The sequence below is a fragment of the Parascardovia denticolens DSM 10105 = JCM 12538 genome (assembly GCF_001042675.1).
In the GTDB taxonomy this organism is placed as follows: Bacteria; Actinomycetota; Actinomycetes; order Actinomycetales; family Bifidobacteriaceae; genus Scardovia; species Scardovia denticolens.
On the sequence record NZ_AP012333.1, the window covers coordinates 622,054 to 648,514 of the forward strand.

The 26,461-nt window shown below is 58.8% G+C and carries 22 protein-coding genes, 2 tRNA genes, 1 pseudogene and 1 riboswitch; of the genes and pseudogenes, 20 read left to right on the forward strand and 5 right to left on the reverse strand.

What is annotated here, in order from left to right:
• Window positions 1-2: 2 nt before the first annotated feature.
• Entirely contained in the window at window positions 3-1,226 is a 1,224-nt protein-coding gene (locus tag PSDT_RS02630) for an argininosuccinate synthase (RefSeq protein ID WP_006289882.1), read from the forward strand.
• A complete protein-coding gene (argH, locus tag PSDT_RS02635; RefSeq protein ID WP_006290567.1) occupies window positions 1,219-2,907 on the forward strand; it encodes an argininosuccinate lyase in 1,689 nt (562 codons plus the stop codon). Before PSDT_RS02630 ends, argH begins: the two co-directional genes overlap by 8 nt.
• A 17-nt stretch (window positions 2,908-2,924) precedes the next feature.
• On the opposite strand, the gene PSDT_RS02640 is transcribed toward argH, so the two are convergent.
• Window positions 2,925-3,905, reverse strand: coding sequence for a 3-hydroxyacyl-CoA dehydrogenase family protein (locus PSDT_RS02640; RefSeq protein ID WP_006289884.1), 981 nt, complete (start codon window positions 3,903-3,905; stop codon window positions 2,925-2,927).
• 278 nt (window positions 3,906-4,183) lie between these two features.
• Between PSDT_RS02640 and tyrS the strand changes: the two genes are divergently transcribed.
• The 14 genes from tyrS (at window position 4,184) to PSDT_RS02710 (ending at window position 18,220) form a co-directional block, all read left to right on the forward strand.
• Window positions 4,184-5,506: a tyrosine--tRNA ligase gene (gene tyrS, locus PSDT_RS02645; RefSeq protein ID WP_006289885.1), complete on the forward strand. Its 1,323-nt coding sequence runs from the start codon at window positions 4,184-4,186 to the stop codon at window positions 5,504-5,506.
• 3 nt (window positions 5,507-5,509) lie between these two features.
• Entirely contained in the window at window positions 5,510-7,063 is a 1,554-nt protein-coding gene (locus PSDT_RS02650; protein ID WP_006289886.1) for a hypothetical protein, read from the forward strand.
• 48 nt (window positions 7,064-7,111) lie between these two features.
• Window positions 7,112-8,245, forward strand: a complete 1,134-nt coding sequence (locus tag PSDT_RS02655; protein WP_006289887.1) for an HAD-IIA family hydrolase — start codon at window positions 7,112-7,114, stop codon at window positions 8,243-8,245.
• A gap of 46 nt (window positions 8,246-8,291) precedes the next feature.
• Window positions 8,292-8,522, forward strand: coding sequence for a hypothetical protein (locus tag PSDT_RS02660; RefSeq protein WP_223293611.1), 231 nt, complete (start codon window positions 8,292-8,294; stop codon window positions 8,520-8,522).
• Between the two features lie 10 nt (window positions 8,523-8,532).
• Window positions 8,533-9,315 carry a TlyA family RNA methyltransferase gene (locus PSDT_RS02665; protein WP_006289889.1) on the forward strand — a complete coding sequence of 261 codons (783 nt, stop codon included), beginning with the start codon at window positions 8,533-8,535 and terminating at the stop codon, window positions 9,313-9,315.
• A gap of 164 nt (window positions 9,316-9,479) precedes the next feature.
• Window positions 9,480-10,541: an NAD kinase gene (locus tag PSDT_RS02670; RefSeq protein WP_006289890.1), complete on the forward strand. Its 1,062-nt coding sequence runs from the start codon at window positions 9,480-9,482 to the stop codon at window positions 10,539-10,541.
• Window positions 10,535-12,319, forward strand: coding sequence for a DNA repair protein RecN (recN, locus tag PSDT_RS02675; protein ID WP_006289891.1), 1,785 nt, complete (start codon window positions 10,535-10,537; stop codon window positions 12,317-12,319). Before PSDT_RS02670 ends, recN begins: the two co-directional genes overlap by 7 nt.
• Window positions 12,320-12,338: 19 nt before the next feature.
• The gene (locus PSDT_RS02680) at window positions 12,339-12,932 is read left to right on the forward strand and encodes a hypothetical protein (RefSeq protein ID WP_006289892.1); all 594 of its coding nucleotides are present in this window, start codon (window positions 12,339-12,341) and stop codon (window positions 12,930-12,932) included.
• Window positions 12,933-12,990: 58 nt separating this feature from the next.
• On the forward strand, window positions 12,991-13,704 hold the full coding sequence (gene nadD, locus PSDT_RS02685; RefSeq protein ID WP_006290564.1) for a nicotinate-nucleotide adenylyltransferase: 714 nt from the start codon (window positions 12,991-12,993) through the stop codon (window positions 13,702-13,704).
• Between the two features lie 81 nt (window positions 13,705-13,785).
• Window positions 13,786-14,823 (forward strand): ribose-phosphate diphosphokinase, encoded by a 1,038-nt coding sequence (locus PSDT_RS02690; RefSeq protein ID WP_006289894.1) that lies wholly within the window; start codon window positions 13,786-13,788, stop codon window positions 14,821-14,823.
• Between the two features lie 117 nt (window positions 14,824-14,940).
• Window positions 14,941-15,011: transfer RNA gene (locus tag PSDT_RS02695), tRNA-Gln, on the forward strand.
• 366 nt (window positions 15,012-15,377) lie between these two features.
• Window positions 15,378-16,862 carry a bifunctional UDP-N-acetylglucosamine diphosphorylase/glucosamine-1-phosphate N-acetyltransferase GlmU gene (gene glmU / locus PSDT_RS02700; RefSeq protein WP_006289895.1) on the forward strand — a complete coding sequence of 495 codons (1,485 nt, stop codon included), beginning with the start codon at window positions 15,378-15,380 and terminating at the stop codon, window positions 16,860-16,862.
• A 39-nt stretch (window positions 16,863-16,901) separates the two neighbouring features.
• A complete protein-coding gene (rsfS, locus tag PSDT_RS02705; protein ID WP_006289896.1) occupies window positions 16,902-17,324 on the forward strand; it encodes a ribosome silencing factor in 423 nt (140 codons plus the stop codon).
• Window positions 17,321-18,220 carry a histidine phosphatase family protein gene (locus tag PSDT_RS02710; protein ID WP_006289897.1) on the forward strand — a complete coding sequence of 300 codons (900 nt, stop codon included), beginning with the start codon at window positions 17,321-17,323 and terminating at the stop codon, window positions 18,218-18,220. The genes rsfS and PSDT_RS02710 overlap by 4 nt, the downstream gene beginning before the upstream one ends.
• A 170-nt stretch (window positions 18,221-18,390) precedes the next feature.
• On the opposite strand, the gene PSDT_RS02715 is transcribed toward PSDT_RS02710, so the two are convergent.
• Window positions 18,391-19,617 (reverse strand): sensor histidine kinase, encoded by a 1,227-nt coding sequence (locus PSDT_RS02715; RefSeq protein WP_006289898.1) that lies wholly within the window; start codon window positions 19,615-19,617, stop codon window positions 18,391-18,393.
• Window positions 19,593-20,288, reverse strand: a complete 696-nt coding sequence (locus PSDT_RS02720) for a response regulator transcription factor (RefSeq protein WP_171820998.1) — start codon at window positions 20,286-20,288, stop codon at window positions 19,593-19,595. The genes PSDT_RS02715 and PSDT_RS02720 overlap by 25 nt, the downstream gene beginning before the upstream one ends.
• A gap of 217 nt (window positions 20,289-20,505) precedes the next feature.
• On the opposite strand from PSDT_RS02720, the gene PSDT_RS08055 reads away from it, so the two are divergent.
• The 3 genes from PSDT_RS08055 to PSDT_RS02730 all read left to right on the forward strand — a co-directional run bounded on the left by PSDT_RS08055 (window position 20,506) and on the right by PSDT_RS02730 (window position 23,962).
• Window positions 20,506-20,802 carry a lactococcin 972 family bacteriocin gene (locus PSDT_RS08055; protein WP_081442133.1) on the forward strand — a complete coding sequence of 99 codons (297 nt, stop codon included), beginning with the start codon at window positions 20,506-20,508 and terminating at the stop codon, window positions 20,800-20,802.
• Between the two features lie 144 nt (window positions 20,803-20,946).
• Window positions 20,947-23,046, forward strand: a complete 2,100-nt coding sequence (locus tag PSDT_RS02725; RefSeq protein WP_006290560.1) for a bacteriocin-associated integral membrane family protein — start codon at window positions 20,947-20,949, stop codon at window positions 23,044-23,046.
• 91 nt (window positions 23,047-23,137) lie between these two features.
• Window positions 23,138-23,962, forward strand: a complete 825-nt coding sequence (locus tag PSDT_RS02730; protein ID WP_006289902.1) for an ATP-binding cassette domain-containing protein — start codon at window positions 23,138-23,140, stop codon at window positions 23,960-23,962.
• Window positions 23,963-24,043: 81 nt separating this feature from the next.
• Here the strand turns inward: PSDT_RS02730 and PSDT_RS02735 are convergent, their stop codons facing one another.
• Window positions 24,044-25,660, reverse strand: coding sequence for an amino acid permease (locus tag PSDT_RS02735; RefSeq protein ID WP_006290559.1), 1,617 nt, complete (start codon window positions 25,658-25,660; stop codon window positions 24,044-24,046).
• A 92-nt stretch (window positions 25,661-25,752) separates the two neighbouring features.
• A riboswitch (Lysine riboswitch) is annotated at window positions 25,753-25,945 on the reverse strand.
• 131 nt (window positions 25,946-26,076) lie between these two features.
• Between PSDT_RS02735 and PSDT_RS02740 the strand changes: the two genes are divergently transcribed.
• Window positions 26,077-26,149 (forward strand) — tRNA-Ala (locus PSDT_RS02740).
• A 118-nt stretch (window positions 26,150-26,267) separates the two neighbouring features.
• Here PSDT_RS02740 and PSDT_RS02745 read toward each other — a convergent pair.
• Window positions 26,268-26,459 (reverse strand): annotated as a pseudogene (locus PSDT_RS02745) (tyrosine-type recombinase/integrase); the annotation flags it as partial.
• Window positions 26,460-26,461 lie beyond the last annotated feature (2 nt).

Sequence of the window (26,461 nt, forward strand, 5' to 3'; positions counted from 1 at the left end):
CGATGGAACGCATCGTATTGGCATATTCCGGTGGTTTGGACACATCTGTGGCCATTCCTTTCCTGCAGGACCGCACTGGCAAGGAGGTGGTGGCAGTCAGCCTGGACCTGGGTCAGGGAGGGGAATCCCTGGAGACCATCCGCCAGCGAGCCTTGGCCTGCGGGGCCGTGGAAGCCCATGTGCTGGACGCCCGCGATGAGTTCGCATCCGACTACTGCATGCCCGCCCTGAAGGCGAACGCCATGTACCAAGGAGCCTATCCGTTGGTCTCCGCCATCTCCCGGCCTTTGATAGCCAAGCATCTGGTAGACGCAGCCCACCGGTTCGGGGCCGACACCATCGCTCATGGCTGCACCGGCAAGGGGAACGATCAGGTCCGTTTCGAGGTCTCCATCCGCTCCTTGGACCCGTCGCTGAAAGCGGTCAGCCCGATTCGGGACCTGTCTTTGACCAGGGACGTGGAAATCGGGTATGCCAAACAGCGCGACCTGCCCATCGTCCAGACCCGGAAAAGCCCTTATTCGATCGACCAGAACGTCTGGGGGAGGGCCATCGAGACTGGGTATCTGGAAGATCCGTGGAACGCCCCAACCAAAGACGTCTACGCCTACACCGATGACCCGGCCTTCCCCCCGGTCCCCGATGAAGTGACCATCACCTTCCGGGCGGGGATTCCGGTGGAGATCGACGGACGCGCGGTTACCCCACTGGAGGCCGTGCAGGAGATGAACCGGAGGGCCGGGGCCCAGGGAATCGGCCGGATCGACATCATGGAGGACCGGCTGGTGGGGATCAAATCCCGCGAGCTGTATGAGGCCCCGGGGGCCATCGCCTTGATCACCGCCCATGAAGACCTGGAGAATTTCTGTCTGGAGCGGGAGCAGCATCGGATCAAGCGGGACGTCGACAAACGTTGGTCCGAGCTGGTCTACGACGCCCAATGGTATTCGCCGGCCGTCCATTCCCTGAACGCCTTCATCGAAGACAGTCAACGGTATGTGAACGGGCGGATTCGCATAGTCCTGCATGGGGGCAGGGCGGTCGTCGTCGGCCGCCAATCCGATAGTTCCTTGTACGACTACGCCCTGGCCACTTACGAATCCGGCGATCGTTTCGACCAAAGCGCAGCCACCGGTTTCATCGAGCTTTACGGCCTGCCTTCCCGGGTGGCCGCGGCCAGGGACCAGCGTTGCGATCGTTCTGATCAAGAGGGAAAGGATGAGTGAGAAGATGACGGGCGAAATAGGCGGAATGGGCGAGAAGGATGAAATGGGCGAGAAGCCGGTGGGCTTTGAAGCCCCGGACTCAGACTTAGCCTCGGACTCAGCTTCAGCCTCGCAGGACCGCTCTGGGAAAGAAGCAGGACAGGACGACCATCTGGCCTTGTGGGGAGGACGGTTCGCATCCGGCCCTTCCGAAGCCTTGTCCGCTTTGAGCAAATCCACCCAGTTCGATTGGCGTTTGGCCGATGACGACATCGCCGGCTCCCGGGCCCATGCTCGCGCTTTGGCCGCCGTCGGCTTGCTCACGCCTTCGGAGCTCGAACGGATGGAAAAGGCCTTGGATCGGCTGCAGGATCTGGTCGATTCCGGGGCCTTCCGGCCTGATGAGGGGGACGAGGACGAGGCCACCGCTTTGGAGAGGGGCCTCTTGCTCCTTGTCGGCGAGGAGCTGGGCGGGAAGCTCCGGGCAGGCCGTTCCCGCAACGACCAAATAGCCACCCTGATCCGCATGTGGCTGCGTCGCCATGCCAGGACCATAGCCGCCCAGCTGCTGTGTTTGATCGAGGCGATCATGGACCAATCCCGCCGGGCAGGCCAGGCGGTCATGCCCGGGCGGACCCATATGCAGCACGCCCAGCCGGTCCTGGTCGCCCATCAACTCATGGCCCATGCCTGGCCCCTGATCCGGGACATCGGTCGCCTGGCTGACTGGGATGGACGGGCGGACGCCTCTCCCTACGGGTCCGGGGCCTTGGCCGGAAACACCCTGGGCCTGGATCCCCAGGCGGTGGCGGCTGAGCTGGGCTTCTCCCGGGTGGTCGAGAACTCCATCGACGGGACTTCCTCCCGGGACCTGGTGGCGGAGTTTTCTTTCGTCGCCGCCATGATCGGGGTCGACCTGTCCCGGTTCGCCGAAGAGATCATCATCTGGAACAGCCAGGAGTTCGCTTTCGTCACTTTGGATGATTCCTATTCCACCGGATCGTCCATCATGCCCCAGAAGAAGAATCCGGACATAGCCGAACTCGCCCGCGGCAAGGCTGGTCGGCTCATTGGGGACCTGACCGGTCTTTTGGCCACTTTGAAGGGCCTGCCCACGGCTTATGCCCGGGATTTGCAGGAGGACAAGGAGGCAGTTTTCGACCAGGTGGACACCATGGAAGTCCTCCTGCCGGCCTTCACCGGCATGGTGGCCACCATGAGGCTGAACTATCGGCGGATGGATGGGGAGGCCCCGACCGGTTTCGCCTTGGCCACCGACATAGCCGAATGGCTGGTCAAGCAGGGAATCCCCTTCCGCCAGGCGCACGCCCTTTCGGGGACTTGCGTGAAGACGGCCGAGAAAAGAGGGGTCGAGCTGTGGGACCTGACGGATGACGACTATGCGCGGATTTTCTCCGGCTTCCTTCCGGCAGATCTGGCCCCTCAAGTGAAGACGATCCTCACCGTCCAAGGCTCGGTCGCGGCCCGGCAAGGGCAGGGGGGCACGGCTCCCGCCCGGGTGAAGGAACAGATGGACGAGGCGGCCCATGCCTTGAAGGACTTGTCCTCTTTCGCTTGCAGCGACTGCGACGGACCGGCCTTCCGCCTTCCGTCGCAGCCTCCGCCATGCCCTCCATTCTCGTCTCCATTAGATTCCCAATCACCGTCAGATTATCCGTCTCCAGCAGACCCTCGAGCCTAGCCTGAACGGCCTGCCTTTCAGTCCTCAGCCGCTTGTGATTCCTTCTGTGACTCCTTGGAATCGCGGACCAAGGCCTCCATCAGTTCTTCGTCCCGGCGAGCCACGGTCTTAGCCCCTTCCTGGCCGGACCAGGCGTAGAAGCCTTGTCCGGTCTTGTTCCCCAGATGCCCTTCCTTGACTTTTTCGGCCAGGAGGGCAGGGGTGTCTACGCCGTTGTCCATGTCCTTGAACAGGTAGGAGCTGACGGCAGCGAAGACGTCCAGTCCGCCCAAATCGGCGCTGGCGATGGGGCCGAGGATGCTCCAGCGGCGGCCAAGGGAGTATTTGACGATGGCGTCCACGTCCTCGGCTGAGGCGACGCCCTCCTCCACTATGTGGAAGGCCTCCCGCAGGACGGCCATCTGAATGCGGTTGCCTACGAACCCTAGGGACTCCTTGTTCAACCGGGTCGGTTTCTTGCCGATGGCCTTCAAAAGGCCCAGCGTGGCGTCGACGGCCTTGGGCGAAGTCTTCCCGCCTGGGACCACTTCGACCAAAGGCATGAGGTGAGCGGGATTCCAGTAATGGGCCACCAGGAAACGCTCGGGATGGGCGAGGACGGACGCGATTTTCGTCGGGCTCAGACCGGACGTGTTGGTGGCGAAGATGGCGTCGGTGGGGGCGGCCTCTTCCGCCTTGAGCCAGACCTCATGCTTAACGTCCATGTTCTCTGCCACGGATTCGGTCACGTAACCGACTCCGGCCAGGGCCTCGTGGTAATCGGTGAAGGGGCTGACGCGGGAGAGCACGTCGTCCACGTCTTCACCTTCTTTCAGAAGCCCATGGGAGGCGAATTCCAAGGCGTCCGCCCGGATCAGGTCCAGCCCGTGGTCCAGAAGCCGGTCCGACTGGTCGACCAGATGGACCTGGTAACCGTGAACGGCGAATTCCAAGGCGATGGCGTGCCCCATCGTCCCCGATCCAATGGCCCCGACGGTGGTCATATCTTCAATTCGCATGATTTCTCCTTTGAAAACTGCCGGATGGCTCCGCCGCGGTCCTGCGCCTGTCGGAACCATCATAAGAAGCACTTTCCATCTTACTCCTGCCACCCCTGACGCCTGTGCGCAGCCTGGTTTTCCCCACCGGCTTGAGCGGGCGGCCTGTCTTCATGCTTTGGCAAACTGAGAGGGTATGCGTATGTATGCTTGTGCCCGCAAATGAAAAGTGTCTGCTGGAAAACGGCTTATGTTGGCTCGTGATACGTGGAATTCATACCGAATGGAGGCTAGCCGCGATGGTTCAGGTGAGGAGTTTCAAGGACGCGGGCTTTGACTCGGTCCTTGACGAAATCGAGTGGCGGGGACTGGTGAATCAGTCGACCGACCGCGAACGACTGGCGGCTGCCCTCAACGGGGACCCCATCACCTTTTACGCCGGTTTCGACCCCACCGCGGCTTCCTTGCATATCGGCAACCTGGTCCAACTCCTGCTCATGAGGCACCTGCAGGAAGCCGGGCATCATCCCATCGCCGTCATCGGCGGCGCGACCGGCCTCATCGGGGATCCCCGCCAATCAGGGGAGCGGGTGCTCAATCCCAAAGACGTCGTTTCCCAATGGTCCCAGCGTCTCAAGGCTCAAGTGGATCGTTTCCTGGACGCCGGAGGAGGCAATCCGGTCCGTTTCGTCAACAATCTGGACTGGACCGAATCCATGTCCGTGATCGACTTCCTGCGGGACGTCGGCAAGAACTTCCGCCTCGGGACCATGCTGGCCAAGGACGTGGTGGCCCGCCGTCTCGATTCCGAGGAAGGGATCTCCTTCACCGAGTTCTCCTACCAGGTTCTGCAGGGCAATGATTACCTGCATCTGTTCGACGAATACGGGGTGACCTTGCAGACCGGTGGAGCCGACCAATGGGGCAACCTGACCTCCGGCTTGGACCTGATCCGCAAGGTTCGGGGGACCGCGGTGAACGTCATGACCACTCCGATCATCACCGATTCCCAAGGCAAGAAGTTCGGCAAATCCGAAGGCGGGGCCATCTGGCTCGACCCGACCATGCTTTCTCCTTATCGTTTATACCAGTTCTGGTTCAACCAGCCTGATGACCAGGTGGTGAAGCTCTTGAAGTACTTCACCTTCCTGCCGAAAGAGGAGATCAAGCGTTTGGCTTCGCAAGTGGAAACCAATCCCGGAGCCCGCGAGGCGCAGAAGGTCTTGGCTTGGGAAGTCACCTCCTTCGTACATGGGGACGAGGCCGCCCAGGCCGCCATCGACGCGGCCGCCGCCCTTTTCGGACGCGGTGACGTGACTTTGGAGTCCATCGACGAACAGACCCTGGAATCCGCTTTGGATGGGATCAAGGTGGCCGATGACAAGGGGCAGAGGGTCTTCGCCCCTGCCCAGGTCGGGGAACGGGTCATGGAGGCGTCGGTCAAGGCCGGGCTTTTCAAATCCTTGTCGGAAGCGCGCAAGGCCATCACTTCCGGTGGGCTTTACCTCAATAATCAGCGTGTGACCGATATCAATCAGGAACTGAAGGAAGAGGACTTCCTTCATCATCGTTTCGCTCTTATCCGTCGGGGTAAGAGGACTTTAGGAGTCGTGGAGGCTTAAGATATGGCAGAAAATCATTCCGGATCCCGTGGCGGCAACCGTTCGGGTAATCGTGGAGGGAACTCTCGGGGAGGATTCCACGGAGGGAACCGGTCCGGCCGACCCGGCCAAGGGGGCAATGGCGGCGGTCACGGCCACTATGGCCATTTTGGGCACTCCGACCATTCCAATCATACCGATCATTTCGGCAAAGGCGGGCAGCGCGGGTTCAAGCGGTATGACCATAACGACCATAAAAACCGTTATGATCGTGACCGTTCCGACCGTTCGGACCGTTATGACCGCTCGGACAGGGGCTTCCGTCCTCGCCGCCATGACGACGAGGGCCGTCGGGGCTACGGGGATCGGCGCGACGGCCGGCGTGGCAATCGTTTCGATGACCGTCGCGACGGCGACCGCAGGGATGACCGCCGGGCCGAGCGTCGCGGCAACCATTACGAGGACCGTCCCGGCCGTCCTTTCGACAAGCGCGAACGGGGCAATCACCAAGGCCGTCAATCTTCGTCCAACTATGACAACGGCCGTCGCAATTCCGACGGGACCGTCTCCTATCCTTCCCAGAACCCTTATACCGACCGTCGCCCCGGAGAGCCCAAGATGCCCGCCGGCATGGAGTGGTCCATGCTTTCCAAGGAGGAGAAGGAGCGTCTGCGCGGGCTGAGCAAGGAGCATGCGGAGAACATCGGTCTGCATATGCTGGCCGCTTTCGCTCTGGAGGAATCCGACCCCGAAGCCGCCTTGGACCATGCCAAGTGGATCGCCAAGCAGGCTTCCCGCATCGACATGACCCGGGAGACCCTGGCCCTCATCGCCTATCGCATGGGTGACTACCGTCTGGCTTTGCGCGAATTCCGCACCGCCTTCCGTATGAATGGGTACGGGGACTATCTGCCTTTCATGGCCGATTGCGAGCGTGGTTTGGGCAATCCCAAGAAGGCCATCGAAATCGCGACCTCCGAAGACGCCCGTTACCTGCAAGGGGAATCCAAGGCCGAGCTTTTCCTGGTCTACGCCGGGGCTCTGGCCGATTTGGGCAAGTACGACGAGGCCATCAAGGTCGCCCACACTTTGGCCCATGCGCAGGGAGTCGGCGGCGCTTATCGGATGCGGGCCGTCCAGGCGGAGCAGTATTTCAACGAAGAGGCCGGCGATGAGGAAGCGGCGACGGCTTTGGACCCCCTGCTGGACAGTTTGGAGGCCAGATACGCCGACGATGAGAATGACGAGGTTCCCGAAGAGGACGTCGTCGACAACGATATGGAGAGCATCACCGACGACATGCTCCGGGGCATGGGTATCGATCCTGAGGACTTCTACGCCCATCATGATGAGGATGATGAGCCCGAGCCTGAGCCCGAAGCCGGCTCCGAAACCTTAGCTGAGCCTGAAGCTTCGACTGAGTCGGAGAATCCGGTTGAGCCCGAAGCGTCCGCGGAATCCGATGCTGAGACCTCAGCTGAGCCTGCGACCGAAGTCTCACCCGAAGCCGGACCTGAGACCGAGGTCAACAATCAGGAACAGGGCCAGGAGCAGACCGCCTCAAGCCCCGAGAGCTAAAAAGGCGACAAGATCCGACAGGGCAACATACATCTATGAAGGAGTGATATGGCTGAGGAAGAATTCACTGGACCGGGCATCATTCACGGAAGCGAGCGCCCCCTCAGCCAGGCCTATCAGCTGGCTTTGCTCGACTTGGACGGAGTGGTTTACCGGGGGGCCGATCCTGTGGAAAACGCGGCCGCCGGCATCGACCAGGCCAAAGATCTAGGGATGAAGATTGCCTATACGACCAACAACCCTTCCCGCTTCCCCTCGGTCGTGGCCGATCAAATCCGCTCTTTCGGGCTGGAATTGGAGGATTCCGACGTGATCACCTCCGCTATCGTCTCCGCCCATATGATGGAGGAGGCGTTGGAGCCGGGGTCCACCGTTCTGGTCATCGGGGCCGAGCATCTCAGGGATGAACTGGAGAAGGTCGGCTTCAAAGTGACCGATCTGGCCGCCGACCATCCTCAAGCGGTGATCCAGTCATGGTATCCGACCATCTCCTGGCAGGAGCTTTCCCAAGCGACGTACGCCATCCAGAGCGGGGCCCGCTATTTCGCGACCAACCGGGATCTGACCATCCCCAGGGAAGGTGGAATCGCCCCCGGGAATGGGGCCATGCTTTTACCGGTCATCGCGGCCAGCGGCAAAGAGCCGGAAGCGTCCGCAGGCAAGCCGGAGCCTTTCATGTATGACATCGCTTTGACCATGTTCAGCGACACCGACAGGCCCTTGGACCGCCAGATCTGCCTGCCTGTGGGGGACAGGTTGGACACCGATATCGAGGCTGCCAACCGCGGCGGTTATGACGGGGCCGTCGTCCTGACCGGGGTCGCCGATCCGAGACAGATCATCCTGGCCGCGCCCATCAACCGTCCGGTCTTCGTCTGCGCCGATCTGGAGGGTTTGAATGACCCGCAGCCCGAAGTGAGGGTCAGCCGCGAGAACGGCCGCCTCCTTTTCACCTGCCGGCAGGCTAAGGCTTGGGTGGATTCCGAATCCCCAACGATCCCGGCCCGGCTGCACGTGGTTGAGTCCGGGTCCCCGGCGAAGAAATCGGGGAATGAGCCGGCCAAGGAACTTGATTCCCTCGACGCCTTGCGCGCCGCCGCTTCCGCCGCCTGGCATGCGCTGGATTCCGGTTTGGATCCGACCGATTTCCGTCTTCCCGCTTTCGCGGCGAAACTCCACTAGAGGTGGACTAAACGTGGCTCAATCGAAATCCGATAGGAAGGAGGACATGACGATGTCCCAGATGAGTCCCTCACCGGCCGACGAACGGAAGAATCGACTGGAAGAAGTCGGGCTTTCCGGCCCGGAAGCCAGATTCGGGCAAGACCAGGAGCCATCCCTCTACTCACATTTTCCCTCTTTGAACAAGCCGGCCGACGCCGATTTCTCCCGTGTGATCGCCGACTATCAGGAGGCATTGGAAACCCTTCAGGATCAGTTGAACAGCCAGGCTTCGTAAGCCTCATCCCATGAAGACCGACTATACCAGTCAGATCAGGTTAGACCGGGCCTTGGTGGAACAGGGCCTGGCCCCTTCCCGCACCAAAGCCCAGGAATTAATCTCCCGCGGGGATGTCTTCGTCAACCACCTTCCCGCCGGCAAGGCCTCACGGCTCATCGGCCCCGAAGACCGCCTCCAAGTCCTGTATAAAGGGAAGGAATACGTTTCCCGCGGGGCATGGAAACTCCTTGGTGCCTTTGACGCCTTCCAACCCGAAGGACTGATTCTTCCTCAAGGCTTGGATTGCCTCGATATAGGCGCCTCCACCGGCGGTTTCATTCAAGTCCTTCTGGAGAAAGGGGCCAGGCGGGTGATTGCCTTGGATGTGGGGCATGGGCAGCTGGATCCCCGGGTCTCTCAGGACCAGCGGGTGACCGATTTCAGTGGCGTCAACTTCCGCCAGGTGGCCACCCAGGACCTGCCCTTCTTGCCTTCTTACGCGGTTTCCGACGTCTCCTTCATCTCCCTGACCTTCATCATCCCGCCTTTGGCCGGCCTTGCCCAAGCCTTCCTCCAAGCGAATCCCGGGCGGACTTTCACAGCCATCCTTTTGGTCAAGCCCCAGTTCGAAGTGGGCAAGGGGAACCTCGGCAAGGGTGGGATCGTCACGGACGACCTCCTTCGGGAGAAAGCGGTCGAGAGGGTCATCACCTGCGCTGGAGAGAATGGTTTTCAAGTGCGTTCCTGCCGTCCTTCTCCCATCACCGGCACTCATGGAAACGAGGAATTCCTCCTCTGGCTGACCAGATGATGGTCTCGTGATTTCCGGCGAAGAAGGCTTGTGGATAAGTCAAAGCGGCTTGTGGAAAGCTGTGAATAACATGCCTGACCGGCGTCGGGGTCTACTCATACATTCTCCCGTCTAAACTGAGCGGTAAAGGATAAGTCAGATTCATCGGCGGTAAAGGAGGGCCAATGACAAAAGCACGATCGGCGATAGTCGTCACCCACCAGCGTTTTGCCCTGTCCTCGCCCATCGTCAGCCAGGTGGTGGAAGCCCTGCGCTCGTATGGCTTCCGCGTGCAGGTGCAGGCCAGCGATACCCTGTATTCTTTCGGGCAGGGGGTTCCTACGGTGGATGAGACAACGGAGATCGTCGTGGTCCTGGGGGGAGACGGGACCATCCTCAAGGCGGTGGAGCTGGTCAAGGGGACGGATGTCCCCGTGATCGGTATCAATCTGGGCCATGTGGGCTTTTTGGCTGAGTTCGAAAGCTTCGAAATCGAAACCGCCATGAAACGGATCGCCGAAAAGGATTACACCATCGACGACCGTATGATCGCCGATGTGGAGCTATGGGAGCCGGACCAGTCGGAGCTTTTGAAGGACTGGGCTTTGAACGATATGGTGATTTATCACGGCCCTCATAGCCCGATGATCCAGGTGGGGGTCACCGTGGATGATGTCGCCGTCAGCTCTTTCGGATGCGATGGCCTTATCGTCTCCACTCCGACCGGCTCGACGGCTTACGCTTTCTCCGCCGGAGGCCCGATCGTGTGGCCAGGGGTGAAGGCTTTGGAAATGATTCCCATCGCCGCCCATGCCCTGTTCACCCGGCCTCTGATCATCGGATCCGAATCGACCTTCGGAATCTCCGTCTTGGAAACCCGGCAGGATGACGCCGTCATCACCTGTGATGGCAGGCGGGCCCATCCGGTTCCGGTCGGTTCGAGGGTGGTCGTCCGCCAGTCGAAGGACACCTTGCACCTGGCCCGCTTGTCCGACGCCCGTTTCACCGACCGGTTGGTGACGAAATTCAACCTTCCCGTGGTCGGCTGGCATGAGCAAGCCCAAAAGCGTCTGGATTCCAAGAACCTGGATTCCAGGGGGAAGACCTCCGAGGAAAGGAAGATGGCCGAAAACGGAAGTGAGAACGACCAAGCCCATAATCAGGCCATCGTGGACGCTTTGAGCGAGATGACCCCTCGCCGGGATTATCGTCGGACCTTCGCCACTGGGAAGGAGGATGAATGCTAGAAGAATTGGAGATTCAATCCTTAGGGCCGATTCATCAGGCCGTCCTCCGTCCTCAACCCGGCATGACAGCCATCACCGGGGAGACGGGGGCTGGAAAGTCCATGCTTTTGAGCGCCATCCAGCTTTTATCCGGTTCTGACGCCCAATCCCAGCGCGTGGCTCCAGGCGCGGACCATGCCTGGGTACAAGGGATTTTCGATGTAGCCGGAGAAGAAGACGTCCAATCTCTGGCCGCCCGAGCCGGTTCTCCCTGCGATGAGGGGGAGCTCTTCGTCTCTCGGACAGTCCCCGCCCAAGGCCGTTCCCGCTGTTATGCCAATGGGAAAACGGTCCCGCGGTCCTTGCTGGAGCAACTGAGCTCCTTCACCGTGACCATCCACGGGCAAGCCGAGCAGCTCAAACTGGCTTCGTCCGCCCATCAGCGCGCTTTTTTGGACCGGTGCTGCGGCGACGACCAGGAATTGGCGGATTATCAAACCGCTTACCAGGCGGTAAGGAAGGCTGACGAGAAGCTGGAACACCTGGTTCAAGAGCAGTCGCAAATCCAAGCCCAGGCGGATTATCTGCGGGAATCCATCGACCGCATCGACAAGATCGGCCCCCAACGCGGCGAAGACGATGCTTTGCGTGAGCAGCGCACCCGGATTGAAAGCGCGGCTGATATCTCCCAAGCGGTTCAAAGGGCTTTGATGGCTCTGGACTCATCCCAGGAAGGGGGAGACCAAGCCAGCGCGGCGGACCTCTTGGAGCAGGCTGTACGCGTCCTGGAAAGCTCCGCCGCCCGGGACCTGTTCGTCAACCAGATTTCCGATTTGAATTCAGCCTTGGAAAGCGTGCAGGAAATCATCCTTTCCCTCTCCAGCCAGGTCGCGGACGAAGGCAGTCCGGAAGAACTGGATGGAATCAACGGTCGGATCCATGATTTGGAGGAGTTGACCCGACGGTGGGGGCCGAAAATCGATGACGTCCTGGCTTGGAAACAGCAGGCCGAGTTTGATTTGGAGGACCTGGACGCGTCTCCCGAGCATATCGACGAGCTGAGAAAGCAAAGGAAGGACTTGGTCGTGGACGCGGTCAAGAAGGCGAAGAGCCTTTCCTCCCGACGTTCGCAGGCGGCTGCGGTCCTGTCCGACAGGGTGAACCAGGAGCTGGCTTCCCTGGCCATGGCCGGCTCCCGCCTGGATATTCTGGTGGAGCATGTGGATGAGCTGAACCCCTGGGGGAGCGACCGCATCTCCTTCCTCTTCACTCCCTTCCCCGGCTCGCCCAGGCTTCCCATGGGGAAAAGCGCTTCCGGCGGCGAATTAAGCCGGCTGATGCTGGCCTTGGAGTTGGTCGCCTTCGAGATGAGTAGGTCCAACCAAGGGGTAGGGAAGAGAGAGGGCCAGGCGAGCTATAGACCGACCCTCATTTTCGACGAGATTGACGCCGGGGTCGGAGGTAAGAGCGCCGTCGAATTGGGCAAACGTCTGGCCCTGCTTTCCCAGGACGCTCAGGTGATTGTGGTCACTCATCTGGCTCAGGTCGCTTCCTGGGCGGATAGGCAATATGTGGTCGTCAAACAAGGCGGCCCCGCCTTTGACTCGGAGAATACGGACACCGTGGAAACCGTGGTGAAACCGGTGGAAGGCGAGGCCAGGGTCGAAGAGATAGCCCGCATGCTTTCCGGCACGGCCACGGAGACATCCTTGGACCATGCGCGGGAGCTATTGGACTCATCCCGGGTGAATGCGCAGACGGACAGGGGCGGGCGGAAGTCCGCCAGCAATCGGAAATGACGAAAGGAGCGGAGGCATCATGGCATACGCGGCGAAAGACATAGAACAATCAGAGCGGGTGCGCCCGCGGACCTGGCTGAGGATCGTGTCCGAAAGGCTCAGCACCGTCCGTTACATCTTCGTGGTGACCATCGAAGACCAGCTGCCCACGGTCAATGAGCGGGCGGCTTTGGAGTATGCCGACGCCGTTCTGCTCGGCTGGCCCCAGGGGGAATCCAAGGATGTGCGGGACATACCGGAAGAAGAGCTGGCCGCAGTCTCCGCGGACATCGCTTCGGTGGAATCCTGCATCGACCTTTTCCGCCAAGGGGAGAAAGACTCCGATGCCGACCGCATGGCCGATCTGCTGAAGGAGATCAGCCAATACGTGGCTCACGTGCGCAAAGCCTACCAACCCGACTTCCTCCTGCCCACCTACGAGGAGATCAAGAGTTACGTGGAAAAGGAGTGGCAGGACGATATGGACAAAATCGAATCCGATGCCCAGGAATACCTGGATTCCCAAGAACAAGGAATGGCGGGGGAGGTCTTGGCCAAGGCCCAGGAAGAGGAGTCGGCCCCTCAGGATGAGGCCGCCGCCCAGCAAGGGAAAAGTGCGGACAAAGACCGGTAAGGTAAGACGTAAGGCCGCCGAACACAGTCGAAGGAAGGCGAGAGGCAAAAAAAGGACCATGGTGAGGGCTACAGAGGATTTTCAACAACCGGTGAGCTACGCGCAAAGGAGCATGTCCGATCTGAGCGAGGTGCTCGGCGTCAGGCACCGGCGGCGTTTATCGGCCCGGGGGAACAACCATGAAGTCCCCCGCGTGGGGATCATGGGCGGGACCTTCGACCCCATCCACAACGGACACTTGGTTGCCGCCTCGGAAGTGGCCTGGGTCTATGACTTGGACGAGGTCATCTTCGTCCCCACCGGCAGACCGATCTTCAAATTGAACGCGGACGTGACCAATGCCGAAGACCGTTATCTCATGACCGTCATCGCCACGGCCTCCAACCCGCAATTCGTGGTCTCCCGGGTCGATATCGACCGCCCCGGCGTCACTTACACCATCGATACCTTGCGGGACATCCGGCGGATCCGCCCCCAGGCCGACCTCTTCTTCATTACCGGGGCCGACGCCTTGGCCGAAATCATGAAATGGAAGGACGCGGACAAGATGTGGAACCTGGCCCATTTCGTCGGCGTCTCCCGTCCGGGATACACGATCGACTTGGAGAACACGGGCGTGCCCCAGGCGGCGGTGGATCTGATGGAAATCCCCGCCCTGTCCATCTCGTCCACCGACATTCGGCAACGGGCGAAAAACGGGGAACCGGTCTGGTACCTGGTTCCGGACGGGGTGGTCCAATACATTGGAAAGCATGGTCTTTACCGGTCTTAAGAACCGCAACGCAGAGGGGAACCTTGTGACCTCTGCCTGTTATCATGAAAGAGTTCCAAGCTCGGCAATAAATTTGGAGACATGGTGAGCACAGTTCTCGAAGGTAATCCAGACAAGAATCTCATTTTGGTCACAGGCAGGGCCAACCCCAAGCTCGCTCAGGACGTAGCAAAGTATTTGGGTGTTGATGTTTTGGAAACCACTGCCTATGATTTCGCGAACGGGGAAATGTACGTCCGCTACACGGAGTCGGTGCGAGGGGCGGACGTCTTCGTCATGCAAAGTCACACCGATCCCATCAACAAGTGGATCATGGAACAGCTCATTATGATCGACGCCCTCAAGCGGGCGTCCGCCCGATCCATCACCGCCGTCTGCCCCATGCTCGGATACGCTCGCCAAGATAAGAAGCACCGCGGTCGCGAACCCATCACCTGCCGTCTCATCTTCGATCTTTTCAAAACCGCCGGGGCCGACCGCGTGATGTCCGTGGACCTTCACGCCGCGCAATCCCAAGGCTTCTTCGATGGCCCGGTCGACCACCTGCAGGCCATGCCGGTCTTGGTCGAATACGTGCGCACCCGCGTCCCTCTGGACAACGTCGCCGTCGTGTCCCCCGACGCCGGTCGCATCAAGGTGGCCGAACAGTGGTCCCAGCGTTTGGGTGGCTGCCCCCTGGCCTTCGTCCACAAGACCCGCGACATCACCCGGCCCAACCATACGGTCGCCAACCGAGTCGTGGGCGACGTGGCCGGCAAGGATTGCGTCCTGGTGGATGACCTGATCGACACCGGCGGCACCATCGCCGAGGCGACCAAGATCGTCTTGGAAGCCGGGGCGAAGTCGGTCATCGTCGTGGCCACGCATGGGGTCCTGTCCAATCCCGCCGTGGAACGTCTGAAGAACTGCGGCGCCTGCGAAGTGGTCTTGACCGACACGGTCCCCATCCCGGAAGAGAAGCGGTGGGACGGCTTGACCGTCTTGTCCATCGCCCCCCTCTTGGCAGGTGCCATGAAGGCCATTTTCAACGATGGCTCCGTGGCCGAACTCTTCGCCAATTATCCCAAGTATCACGGCGACGAGATTCCTTTGGCCTACCCTCGCAGCGTCTGCAAATAATCAGAAAGTATCCGCAGATAAGCGCCCCCCCTACAACATCCGCTGAAGACACGTGTTCGAGCCGTGAAAGTAAACGGGGTATGCCATAATAGAGACTTGAGTGCGCAAGCGCTCAATTCCTCCATGGTGTAATGGCAGCACACGGGTCTTTGGAACCCTTAGTCTTGGTTCGAGTCCAGGTGGAGGAACCCCAAGGATTTGCGTAGTCGGTGGCGGCTGCGCATTTTCTTTTTGCAGCCCCTTCTTTCCTCTTTCGGTTTTCTTCCGAAGGAACTCGCGGGATGACACCTTGCGGAAAAGAATCACGCGGGATGGAACCGCGCAGGAAAGAAGCCAGAGGAAACTAAGGGGTCCAAGGGAACCGAGGAAGACAAAGAAAAGCTAGGGGGGGGACGGAGAACGAAGGAAGACAAGGCGACAATCAGGCGTAGGCGCGACCGCGTCGAGCCGGATATGAACTGAGTGAAGTAAGATTGACGAAGGTCGGAAGAGACCGGAACAGGTCAGGGAATGGCATCGCGAATGCTTTCGGCATCGCGGAAAGGAGAAACCCCATGGCAAAGTTGGATTGCGCGATCATCCTCGCGGCGGGAGAAGGAACCCGGATGAAGTCGGACACCCCTAAAGTGCTGCATGAATTCGCCGGAAAGACCTTCCTGCAAAGGGTGATGGCCAGCGTTTCCCAGCTCCATCCCCAATCCGAGGCGGTCGTGGTCCGTTATCAGGCCCAGCGGGTGGCCGAAGCCGCTTCCAGCTATCAGGACGATGCAATCATCGTCAACCAAGATGAGATCTCAGGAACAGGCCGGGCCGTCCAGTGCGCCGTCTTCGAACTGGAGAAGCGCAACGCTTTCCAAGGGACCGTCCTCATCGCCGCCTCCGACATGCCCCTGTTGGATACCGCCACTCTGAGCCAGCTTCTGGAAGCGCATGAGTCCAACGGGGATGCGGCGACCGTCCTGACCACCAGTCTGGAGAATCCTTTCGGCTATGGCCGTATCATCCGTGATCCCGACGGCAACCTTTTGCGCATCGTCGAACAGAAGGACGCCAATGCCAGCGAACTTGCCGTGCACGAGGTGAACACCTCCGTCTACGCCTTCGACGCCAAGATCCTTTCCCAGGCCATCGCCGGCTTGACGACAGATAACGCACAAGGGGAGTTCTACCTGACTGACGCCTTGGAAACCGCCCGCCACATCGGTCACGTGGGGGTCTTCCAAGCCCCTGACTACCTGGCCGTGGAGGGCGTGAACGATCGGGTCCAGCTGGCCCGCCTGCTGAAGGCCCATAACGTGCGTGTTTGCGAGGAGTGGATGCGGGCCGGGGTCACCATCCAAGACCCGGACACCACCTGGATCGATGACGAGGTAACCATTGAGCCTGACGCCGTCATCCTGCCCGGTTCCTACCTGCAAGGAAAGACCAAGGTTGGCGCCCATGCGGTCATCGGGCCCGACACCACTTTGATCGATGCCGAAGTCGAGGGGGAGGCCCACGTGGAAAGATCCCGGGTGGAGAGCTCCCACATCGGTCGCAAGGCCACCATCGGTCCTTGGACTTATCTGCGCCCCGGCAACCATCTGGGCGAAGAGACCAAAGCCGGAGCTTACGTGGAAATGAAGAAGGCCACCATCGACAAGGGAACTAAGGTCCCCCATCTGAGCTACGTGGGCGACGCCCATATCCATGACCACACCAACGTCGGCGGAGGCACCATCACGGCCAATTATGACGGGGTTCACAAGAACCGGACGGAAATCGGGTCGAACGTCCATATCGGCGCCGGCAACATGCTGGTGGCCCCGGTGACCGTGGGAGACAACGTCACTTCCGGCGCTGGCAGCGTCATCCGGCACGACGTGCCTGACAACGCCATGGTCTACTCTGAGAATTCCCAGCGCATGGTGGAGGAGTGGAAGCCGGCTTGGGAGCGGACGGGAGCCAGGTCCGACGATTCCACGGATGATTCCGAGGGTGATTTCATGGATGACCGCACTGACAACCGCTCTCGCGACTCCAGGCCGAGTAACGAGTAAGCAGAACGAAACAGAACGGAACACAATAAAGGAGACTTCATGCCAGCAGTTCAGGATTCCATCGACGCCGTCCGCATCGCCGCGGCCGCGGCTGACCGTATGAAAGGCGAGGACATCGTCGCCTTCGATGTGACCGAGCCATTGGCTATCACCGACATCTTCCTCCTCGTCACCGGAGACAACCCCCGTCAGGTTCTGGCCATAGCCGAAGAGATCGAGAAGGACATGCACGTCAAACTGGGCCGTGACCCCCGTGAACGCGAAGGCGTCAGCGAAGGCCAGTGGGTCCTGCAGGATTACGGGGACTTCGTCATCCATGTGATGGACCGCGAATCCCGCGCCTTCTATGATTTGGACCGCCTGTGGAAGGATTGCCCTCGCATCGACCTCCAACTGCCTGAGAGCCCAGCCCCAAACGAGGCCGCGGAAGCGGACCAAGGATCAGAAGGCGCAGCGAAATGACAGACACGCGCGAACACGTCCATTCCATTTTCCTGGTCCGGCATGGTCAGACCTCCTATAACGCCCAGCATCGTTTTCAGGGGCAGATCGACATCCCTCTGAACGAGATCGGGCGCTGGCAGGTGAAGCAGACAGCCGCCGAGTTGACCCGCTTGTATGTGGGCTCCAACGGAGACAACACTTTTGATGTTCAGGCCGGCAATACGGTGGACTTCGGCGCGCAAAGCAACGTCGCCATCAACGGGGATGGGGAGAGGGTCGAGTCCTTCGCCTCCGCTTCGTCGCCGGCTTCCGCATCGTCTGCTCCCCCCTCTTCCTCGTGCGCAGTCCAAGGAGAGCTTGGGCAAAGCCAGGGTTCCCAACGGCGACAGATCGTTCTGACTTCCACCCTCAGCCGAGCCCAAGAGACGGCCCATACTTTCGCGGATCCGCTTGGCCTTGACGTTCACATCGACCCCCGTGTGGCCGAGCGCAATTTCGGCGATTGGGAAGGCATGTCCATGAGCGAGGTCCGGGAGCAATTCCCCGACGACTTCGCCTCCTGGCAGCGGTTCGAAGGCGGGGAGCTTCGTCATGGGGCGGAGACCAAGGAAGCGGTCGGCCTGCGGGGATTGGCGGCCATCAATGACTGGGCCTATCAGGCTGGCAAGGACACCGATCTTTTCATTTTCTCCCACGGGGCTTGGATCAATCAGACCTTGCAAACCGTTCTGGGAATGACGACCATCTATCCGGATTTCGCTTCCCTGGTTTCCATGCGCAACGCCTTCTGGGTCAAGCTCTCCAGCCTGGATCTGCCGGATGGATCCGTCCGCTGGCGTTTGGAGGAATACGAGCACGGTCCTGTGGCCGCCTATATCACGGATTGGAATAATCCTGATCTGGCTTCCGTTTGACTATTTGACTGTGGCGTGACCTTTTAAGGAGGCAGGGTGCGAGGATTCCTGAGGCTGTGTACGGTTTCCCTTCTGTTAATGTCTTTGATTTTCAGCAGGTTTTTCCTGTCACCTCCCCAGTCTGAAGGGGAGGCTTTTGCGGCGGAGCAAACGGTCACTCCTATGCACAATCATTGTCCATCATGGTTATGGCCGTTTTGCCGGGTTCCCTTCACAGGGAAATAAATCGTCATGCGCAAGTCGTCATCGTCGCTCCATGACTTCACCGTGCCGTTGAGCTTGGAGACCCGCTGTCGGATGTTCTTCAGTCCTGACTCATGCTGGAGGACTTTTTCCCGTCCCTTTTCTATACGATTGGAAGAGTAAATAGCGATTCCTTCCCGTGAGATAGTCACCGATACGAGGTAGACCCCCTCGGGCGCAGCGTATTTTTTGATATTCGTATAAATCTCGCGAAGGGTCAGCCTCATCTCATGATGAAGGCTTTTTGGAAGAAGGATGTCGTTTTCGCCTTGTATGAGCGAGTGTCCTTTCATCCCTATCGTCTGCGCCTTGAGATCTTCAGCCTCAAGGAATTTCCGGATCGTTTCCTTGCCGTATCGTCTGGCTGCGTTTGCGGCCTGCCCGGTATCGGCAACCGACTCTTTTAAAGGCTTGTCATCGTCGATGATGTCAATGATCTGATGGATTTCCTGCACTGACTGCATAGCCAGCTTATGAATGAGGGCATTGCCCTGCGCCGATACGGTGGGATCCGTTTCCTTTTGATTCTGATAGGAGCATAAGGCGATGTCCGTCAGCGTACCAGCGAGAGCGTCATGAAGTTCGGCCACCAGGTCGTCTTTCCATTCCCGGCTGTCCTGTTCGGCTCTCTCCCTTTCCAGTTCCAGGATTCGGACACGCTGGTTTTGGATGAGATTGAAAGAACGCAATCCGATGCCGATGAAGGTGAAAAAGAAGAAAAGGGATGTCACGCTGACGACTCCCAGGAATGTGTATGATGTATCCCGATAAATCGCATAGGAAAGGAATTGCAGACCGGAAAACGAGAATGCAAGCAAAAGAGCGTAGCGGACCCGCAGAACGAGACCAGCGTACAGGAGCGTAAGCCACACTCCCCAGTATTCGATCGTCGATACGAATGGAGCCAGGGCGCTTACCGTGAGGAAAAAGGCGTAAAGCCATAGAACGGATTTCGGGAAACGATTCAACAGGACGATAAAAGCGCATTGCAGTGTCAGATTCACGCACGACAGAAGAGTGACATCGCCTCCGTAGAAGAATCCTGAGACGATCAAAAGAAGGGACACCGCAGTGATGCTCAGCAAGGCTATCTGAACGGCCTTGGGGTAACGGCGGATTTCCGGGCTCATCATTCGTCCCTCTCCTTCAGCCATATCACCGCCGCCTCGGTGAGATTCCCCGCATGGAGTTTCTCCCTTGCATGCTGCGCATGATTTCTGATGGTCGATGGTTTCACCGAGAGGATAGAGGCGATTTGTTTGAGGGACTTTCCTTTGATGGTATAATAGAGGATTCGCTTTTCCTCTTGTGACAGAAGCTCCTTGTTTGTCGTCCTTTCTTTTATCAGATGTCTGATCGAGTCCTGTGGTGAATAGAAATCATAAAAAATTGTTGCGGATTGATTCTCGGCAATCTGCGGATTCTGGGCGGTCGCCTGATCATGAAACAAACCACTGATGGACTCGCGCAAGAGATCGATATCTTCTTTCCCAATGATTCCCTGTGCTCCTGCGGATTTTGCCTCAAACCAATATTTTTTAAGGGGGAATGCCGTGATAAGGAGAATGGGGATGTCGATAGCACGGCGTCGGATGTTTTTACAGAGAGTGATCCCGGTCGTATCGGTGAGGGAAACATCTACCAGAAGGAGATCTGGTTCATGCCGATCTTCAAGAAGGTGTTTGAGCGCGGCCTTTCCTGCTATGCAAGCCCATGCGATGCGGTATTCATCACAAAAGCCAAGGACTATTTCAGACAACATCTTCAGGGAAAGGATATCGTTATCAACGATGGCGATCCGCCTTCCCACCTTATTTTCAGACAAGCTTCTCATGCTCTTTTTAATCTCCTTGGTGGCATCATGGAGTAAAAGCTCGATGACATCCTGAGAAGACGGTAGCACACAAGTCTGAAATGCGTGGATTCTCCCTTGGGGAGCGGGACAATCGTCCTTGTTGGTGGCGTAGGAGACCAATGATGGGTACCGTTGGCAGGGAGGGAGAAATATGAGATGAGTGTTCATTTTATTCAAAGGAGATAAAATGGAAAAAGTAAAACGGGGTCTGATGACCGTCCTGGCTTCAATGGCGATGGTAACCGCATTCGCTGTGCCGACTGTCGCCTTTGCTTCCGGAGCTGATGGCGGGAATTTCGGTTGCTCGATTTCCGGGGTGCCAGGATGGGGATATGTGAATTCCACGTATTACCATCCATCACGCAAACATTATGCGACCGCTCAAGGCAAAGGTCGTCAAACGGTCTGGGCGAACGCCAGAGGCACCGCCAATGCTCGTACCGGTAGGAATTTCAGCGGCAATAAATGCTGGTATGGCTTTTAAGCCCGGCCAGTATCTGCCATACTGTTAAACTCGGAAAGAAAGGCGATGGGTCAGCCCGCTTTCTTAGAATGAGTTACGATGGGTGTAAGAAAGCGGACTGGGTCATCGCCCGTCCTGCCTGCTCATGAAAAAGGATCTTTTCAGATGCATAGAATCTCTCAAATAACCTGGGTCATCGCCCTGATCTTCGGTGTTTTCTTCGCTTATCAGGCTTTCATCGTCATGGATCAGAACCAGCCGTTTGGCACGGAGAGCTCCTTCCACATCAGCCAGGTGGACTCGAAACGCGGTGTCGCCCTCAAAGCCTTGGAAGATGTGGCTCGGAGTCAGAGAGCCAATATCTACAAGGTCCAATCCAACATGACCTCCTCTTTCAACAGGAACGAGCTCTACGCTTTCGTCGGCGACCAGGCCGCTTTCGCCCGGGCCGGTTCCTATGAATATCCTTCCTTCTCCTCCCTCTCCGGCAGCTACAGGATCCGTCCGGCTTCCAGCCTGACTTTCCAGGACATCCGCGGCGAGTATAAAACCAACGTGGGCGGCGGGCGATTGGCCGCGATTCTCCAAGCCCTTTCGGAGAAAGGGGTCATGGCGGAAAACGATGGATATCCGCCAGCGGTCGGCTTCGCGAATTTCTTCGCTTTCGGCATGGCGGAAAGCAATTCCGGCGCCTTCATCCTCGCCCTGCTCCTGGCCATCATCCTTTCCCTGGCTTTTTCCTGCTCCAGGCACAGGAAGGCGTACGCTCTGAAAGAGCTTCATGGATACGGTAAAGGACGGATCGTCGGCCAGGAAGTTCGTGACCTGCTTCTTTTCTCCGGGAAAGCCATGAGAATCATCTTTCTGGCGTTGACCGTGCTTTTGGGGGTTGCCAATCATTTCCATCAATATTGGCGTTTCCTTTCGCTTCTGATCATCACTTGGGCGGTCTTGCTGGCCGTCGGCCTTCTGGCTATGGCGGTTCTGAGCCGAATCTTCATTGGAGGGATCAGGATCGTCCCCGTGATGAAGAATCAAAACAGCACGGAAATCAACTTCGCTGTCGGTTTCGCCACCCAGATTGTGATTGTCGCTTTGATTTTCGGGGCTTTATCCGGTTCCCTGGTCCGTCTCAACGCCATCCAGCAGGCGAGCCAGGAACTGCAGGCCTGGCGGAAAGCCGGTCCCCTTTACGTCACCAGCATCTCCACCGCTTTGCCGCAGAAGCAGATGTTCCGAGACGGTCGGGCTTTCCGCCAGGTGACCGATGAACTGGAGATCAGGGGACAGGCCTTGCTGGCGGTCTCTCATGTGGAAAATAATCCGGACGCCATCAGGACGGGGGAACGGAGCTATTACTCGGGCAATTATCGCTCGCTTTTCATCAATGACACCTATCTGAAGACGAACCCCATCCACGACCTGACGGGCAAAAAGATATCCTTCTCTGATTTCCGTCGTAATCAGGTCCTCCTCATCGTTCCTCAGACATTTTCCGGCGACCTGGACGCTTTGAAGAAGAATTACCGGGCTGATCTGAAAGATTGGTGTCAGACTTCGGAGGAAGGCGCCGGCGAGAATAAAGAGAATAAAGGGTGCGATCCGCAGATCTCTCTGGTCCGCGCCAAGGCGGGGCAATCGTATTTCCTCTATAACGGAACCGGGGTGGGGCTGCCGGCTGAAGGGCAGAGCGACAATACGAGCCGGATTTCCAGCCTCAAAGACCCTGTGGCGGCGGTGGTGAACGTCAACTCCCACCTGATAGCCCCGGAGATACTGATCTCCTATGCCTCAAGCAGCAGCATCCTCTTCACCGACCCCCACGCCTTAAGCTCCCGGCTGGATAAGGCCGGTATCCTGGGCGACTTCGCCGGAATCAACAATGCGGCCGACATCGTCGCCTATTCCATTCAGCTTTCCCGCAGAGAACAGCTGATGGATATCCTGGGGGTCATCCTGGGGCTTTCGGTTTTCGTGATGGCCATCGCGGTCCTGGTCAGCGCTTATTGCGAGCTGAAGAAGAAGCAGAACTTCGTCCAACTGATCCATGGGTATCCCTTTGGCCGCCGGCATGCGGCCATCATGGTGACGGGCCTGCTGGTGACCGTGGCGGCCTTGGTCTTCGCATCGTTCATCGGCCATATGAAGGGGGCGGATAACGCGGTTCTGGCCGTTGTGATCCTGCTCCTGCAAGTCGGCATGACCATCGGCATGCTCGACTTCTTCGAGAGCCGGGTCCATGCCAGCATGATCAAGGAAAGCTAGGACCGGGGAAAGCTAGAGCCAGGAAACTCAAGACATCGTCAAGGACAAAAGACATCATCGAAGATATCATCAGCGAAACGGAGGAATCATCATGGATAATTCGAATACGAATGGTTCGGATTCTCAAGCGCAGAAAGCGGCCATCACCGTCTTGGACGCCAGCAAGAGCTTTGGCCGTCATGTCTTATGGAGGGATTGGTCTTTCAGCGTCCCCTCCGGCTCGATGACCGCCGTGACCGGGCCTTCGGGAGCCGGCAAGACGACTTTGATCAATTGCCTAGGGCTCCTGGAAGACTTCAACCAGGGAACCCTCTACTATGGGGACAAGCTGGTTCTGGAAGTCGATTCCGGAGTCGGAGTCGATGGAAAGGCAGGAAAGAAGGGGAAGGCAGGAAAGGCGGCAGAGGCTGGGAAGACAGGGAAAACTGGGAAGACAGGGAAGACGAGCGAAGGCGGGAAACTGTCCGCCCAAGACCGCCGGGCCTTCTTCAAAGACACGCTCGGTTTCCTTTTCCAGAATTATGGGCTGGTCGACTCCTGGACCGTCCGGCAGAATCTGGAAGTCCCTCTGAAGATGCGCAAGGGTTTGGCGCGTAAGGATTATCCTTCCGTCTGCCGGGACGTTTTGAAACGCGTGGGCCTGGAAGGAATGGAAAAAGAGAAGATCTACACCTTGTCCGGCGGGGAGCAGCAGCGAGTGGCCCTTGCCCGCCTCATGCTGAAGAAACCGACGATCATCCTGGCCGATGAACCTACATCGTCCTTGGATGCCGCCAACAGCCGCATGGTCATGGAGGTCTTGCGGGAGTTCGCCGACCAGGGGGCGACGGTCCTCATCTCCACCCATGGCCAGGAGGCCATCGACGCCTGTGACGGGACCCTGCGGATTCCCGGCCATGAGGAAGCCGTGGTTTAAGGCCGTCCTTTTGCTTGACCTCCTCGGCTGAAGATCCCCTTTCGGATTTCAATCCCTTTTCGCTGCCTGTCCGCGTTACCGCTATCGTCTATCGGCAGCCAGCCTGCTTTTCAGCTCGGACAGGCTCTCCTCCTCAGCCCGGTTTGCGGCTTGATCGCTGGCTTGGTCTTCGATGGGCGACCTGCTCAAATCCACCTGGTCCAGGGGGATGAGCTTGGTGTGGTTCTTGAACTTGTAAGCCAGGAAGAGGATCAAAAAGAGGGGGACGGACATGTAGGTGATGCCGATGGCTCGCCAGTCCCAGACGGCGAAAGAGTGCAGGTCCTGGCCGATGATGACCAGGATGCACAGGATCAGGGCCAGCAAAGGACCGAAGGGGAAGAGCTTGGCCCTGTAACGCAGTTCGCTCAAACGATGCCCTTGCCTGAGGAAGGCCCTGCGGAAACGGTAATGGGAGATGGCTATGCCGGCCCAGGCTATGAAACCGGTCAGGCCGCTGGCTGCGACCAGGAAGGTGTAGATCTCTTCGCCGAAAATGCTGGACAGGAAGGCCATGAAGGCCACGAAGGTCGTCCCCAGCAAGGCCGGCACCGGAATCCCGTGGAAGTTGACCATGCCGAAAATCCCCGGGGCCTGCTTCTCCTTGGCCAAGGCGTAAAGCATGCGGGTAGAGGCGTACATGCCTGAGTTCGCCGCGGACAGGACGGAGGTGAAGACCACCGCGTTCATCACCCCGGCGGCCGCCGCCAAGCCGGCCCGTTGGAAGACGAGGGTGAAGGGGGAGATGGAGATGTCGGACGCGCTCGAGCCGAGCAGGTTGGGTGAAGTGTAAGGAATCAGGCAGGCGATGACGAAGATGGAAAGGATGTAGAAGAGGAGGATCCGCCAAAAGACCTGTTTGATGGCTTTAGGGATGCTTTTCTCCGGATTAGCCGATTCCCCCGCCGTGATCCCGATCAGTTCCGTCCCCTGGAAGGAGAAACCGGCGATGGCGAAAGCTCCGAGGACGGCGGGGAATCCGCCCACGAAAGGGGCCTTTCGGTAGGTGAAGTTGGTCAGCAGAGGGGCCTTGCCTCCGATGATGCCGATGATGGTCAAGAGGCCGATGGTCAGGAAAACCAGGACGGTGATTACTTTGACCAGGGCCAGCCAGTATTCGGTCTCGCCGAAAGCCCGCACGGCCAGGATGTTGATGAGGAAGATGAGGGACAGGACCACCAGAGAGAAGACCCAGAGGGGGACTTGGGGGAACCAGTAGCGCAGGACGATGGAGCTGGTGGTGGTGTCGACCGCCACGGTGATGGCCCAGTTGAACCAGTAGTTCCAGCCCATGGCGAAACCGAGAGCGGGGTCCACGAAGCGGCTGGCGTAGATGGCGAAGGAGCCGGTCGTCGGCAGGTAAGTGGCCATTTCACCCAGGGAGGTCATGAGGAAGTAGACCATGATGCCGATGGCCGCGTAGGCGACCAAGGCCCCGCCCGGCCCGGCCGAGTGGATGGTTTCGCCGGATGCGATGAAGAGGCCCGTGCCGATGCTTCCGCCCAAGGCGATCATGGAGACGTGGCGGGTGCGCAGATTGCGCTTGACTGTGCGCGAGGCTGTGCGCGAGTCTGTGGGCGTAGCATGGCCTCCGCCCGCGGGTTGCACTCCGGTCTGGCTGCTGCCGACGCTTACTTGGCTCTGTTGTTCTGTCTGCATGGCATCCTCCGACTGGTGACCGTCTTACCGGCCGTCCTGTGTGTCTTTGTGCGTCTGTGTGCAGATCAGAGGCGAATGCCTAGGTGATAAGAATCATCGAAAGCGCTCCACCGTCGCAAATCGGACGACGGTGACAGTCCTTGGCTTGTTCAGTCAAGGCCCAACCGGGGGAGGGGGCGGCCCCGCTCCGGTTTCGGCGTGATCCCCTTTCCTCTTCCGTGGTGCCGTCCATCTGCTTAAGCTGCGAAAGAGTACTGATGTTTCACGCGACCTCTGGTCGATGGGTCTATTATGACCATTTGGGGCGGACAGGGGAATCTTCAAGGCACTTATCGTTGGAATCATTGGCGACCCGCCGCGACAGGCCGAAAGCTTGCGAAATTCCATGGCCCGTGTATAGTAGTCAATTGTTCCTCGGGGCTATGGCGCAGCTGGTAGCGCATCTCCATGGCATGGAGGGGGTCGGGGGTTCGAATCCCCCTAGCTCCACGAGCGGGCGAAGGCTGGAAAACATTGAAATACCAACGTTTTCCGGCCTTTCCCATACCCGCCAAAAACGCCTCGAAACACGGAAAAAGCACAAAAAAAGCACAGAAACAGCGCATACTCACCCCACGGAACGCACCAACCCATCCATGCCGGACGCCACCTCATCCAAATCCGAATCAAACAAGTCAGCGTACACGTCCAACGTCATAGCCGCCGACGCATGACCCAACATGCGCTGAACCACCTTCACGTTAGCCCCCGCCGCCACCATCAAAGACGCCGCCGTATGCCTCAAATCATGCAACCGCATCG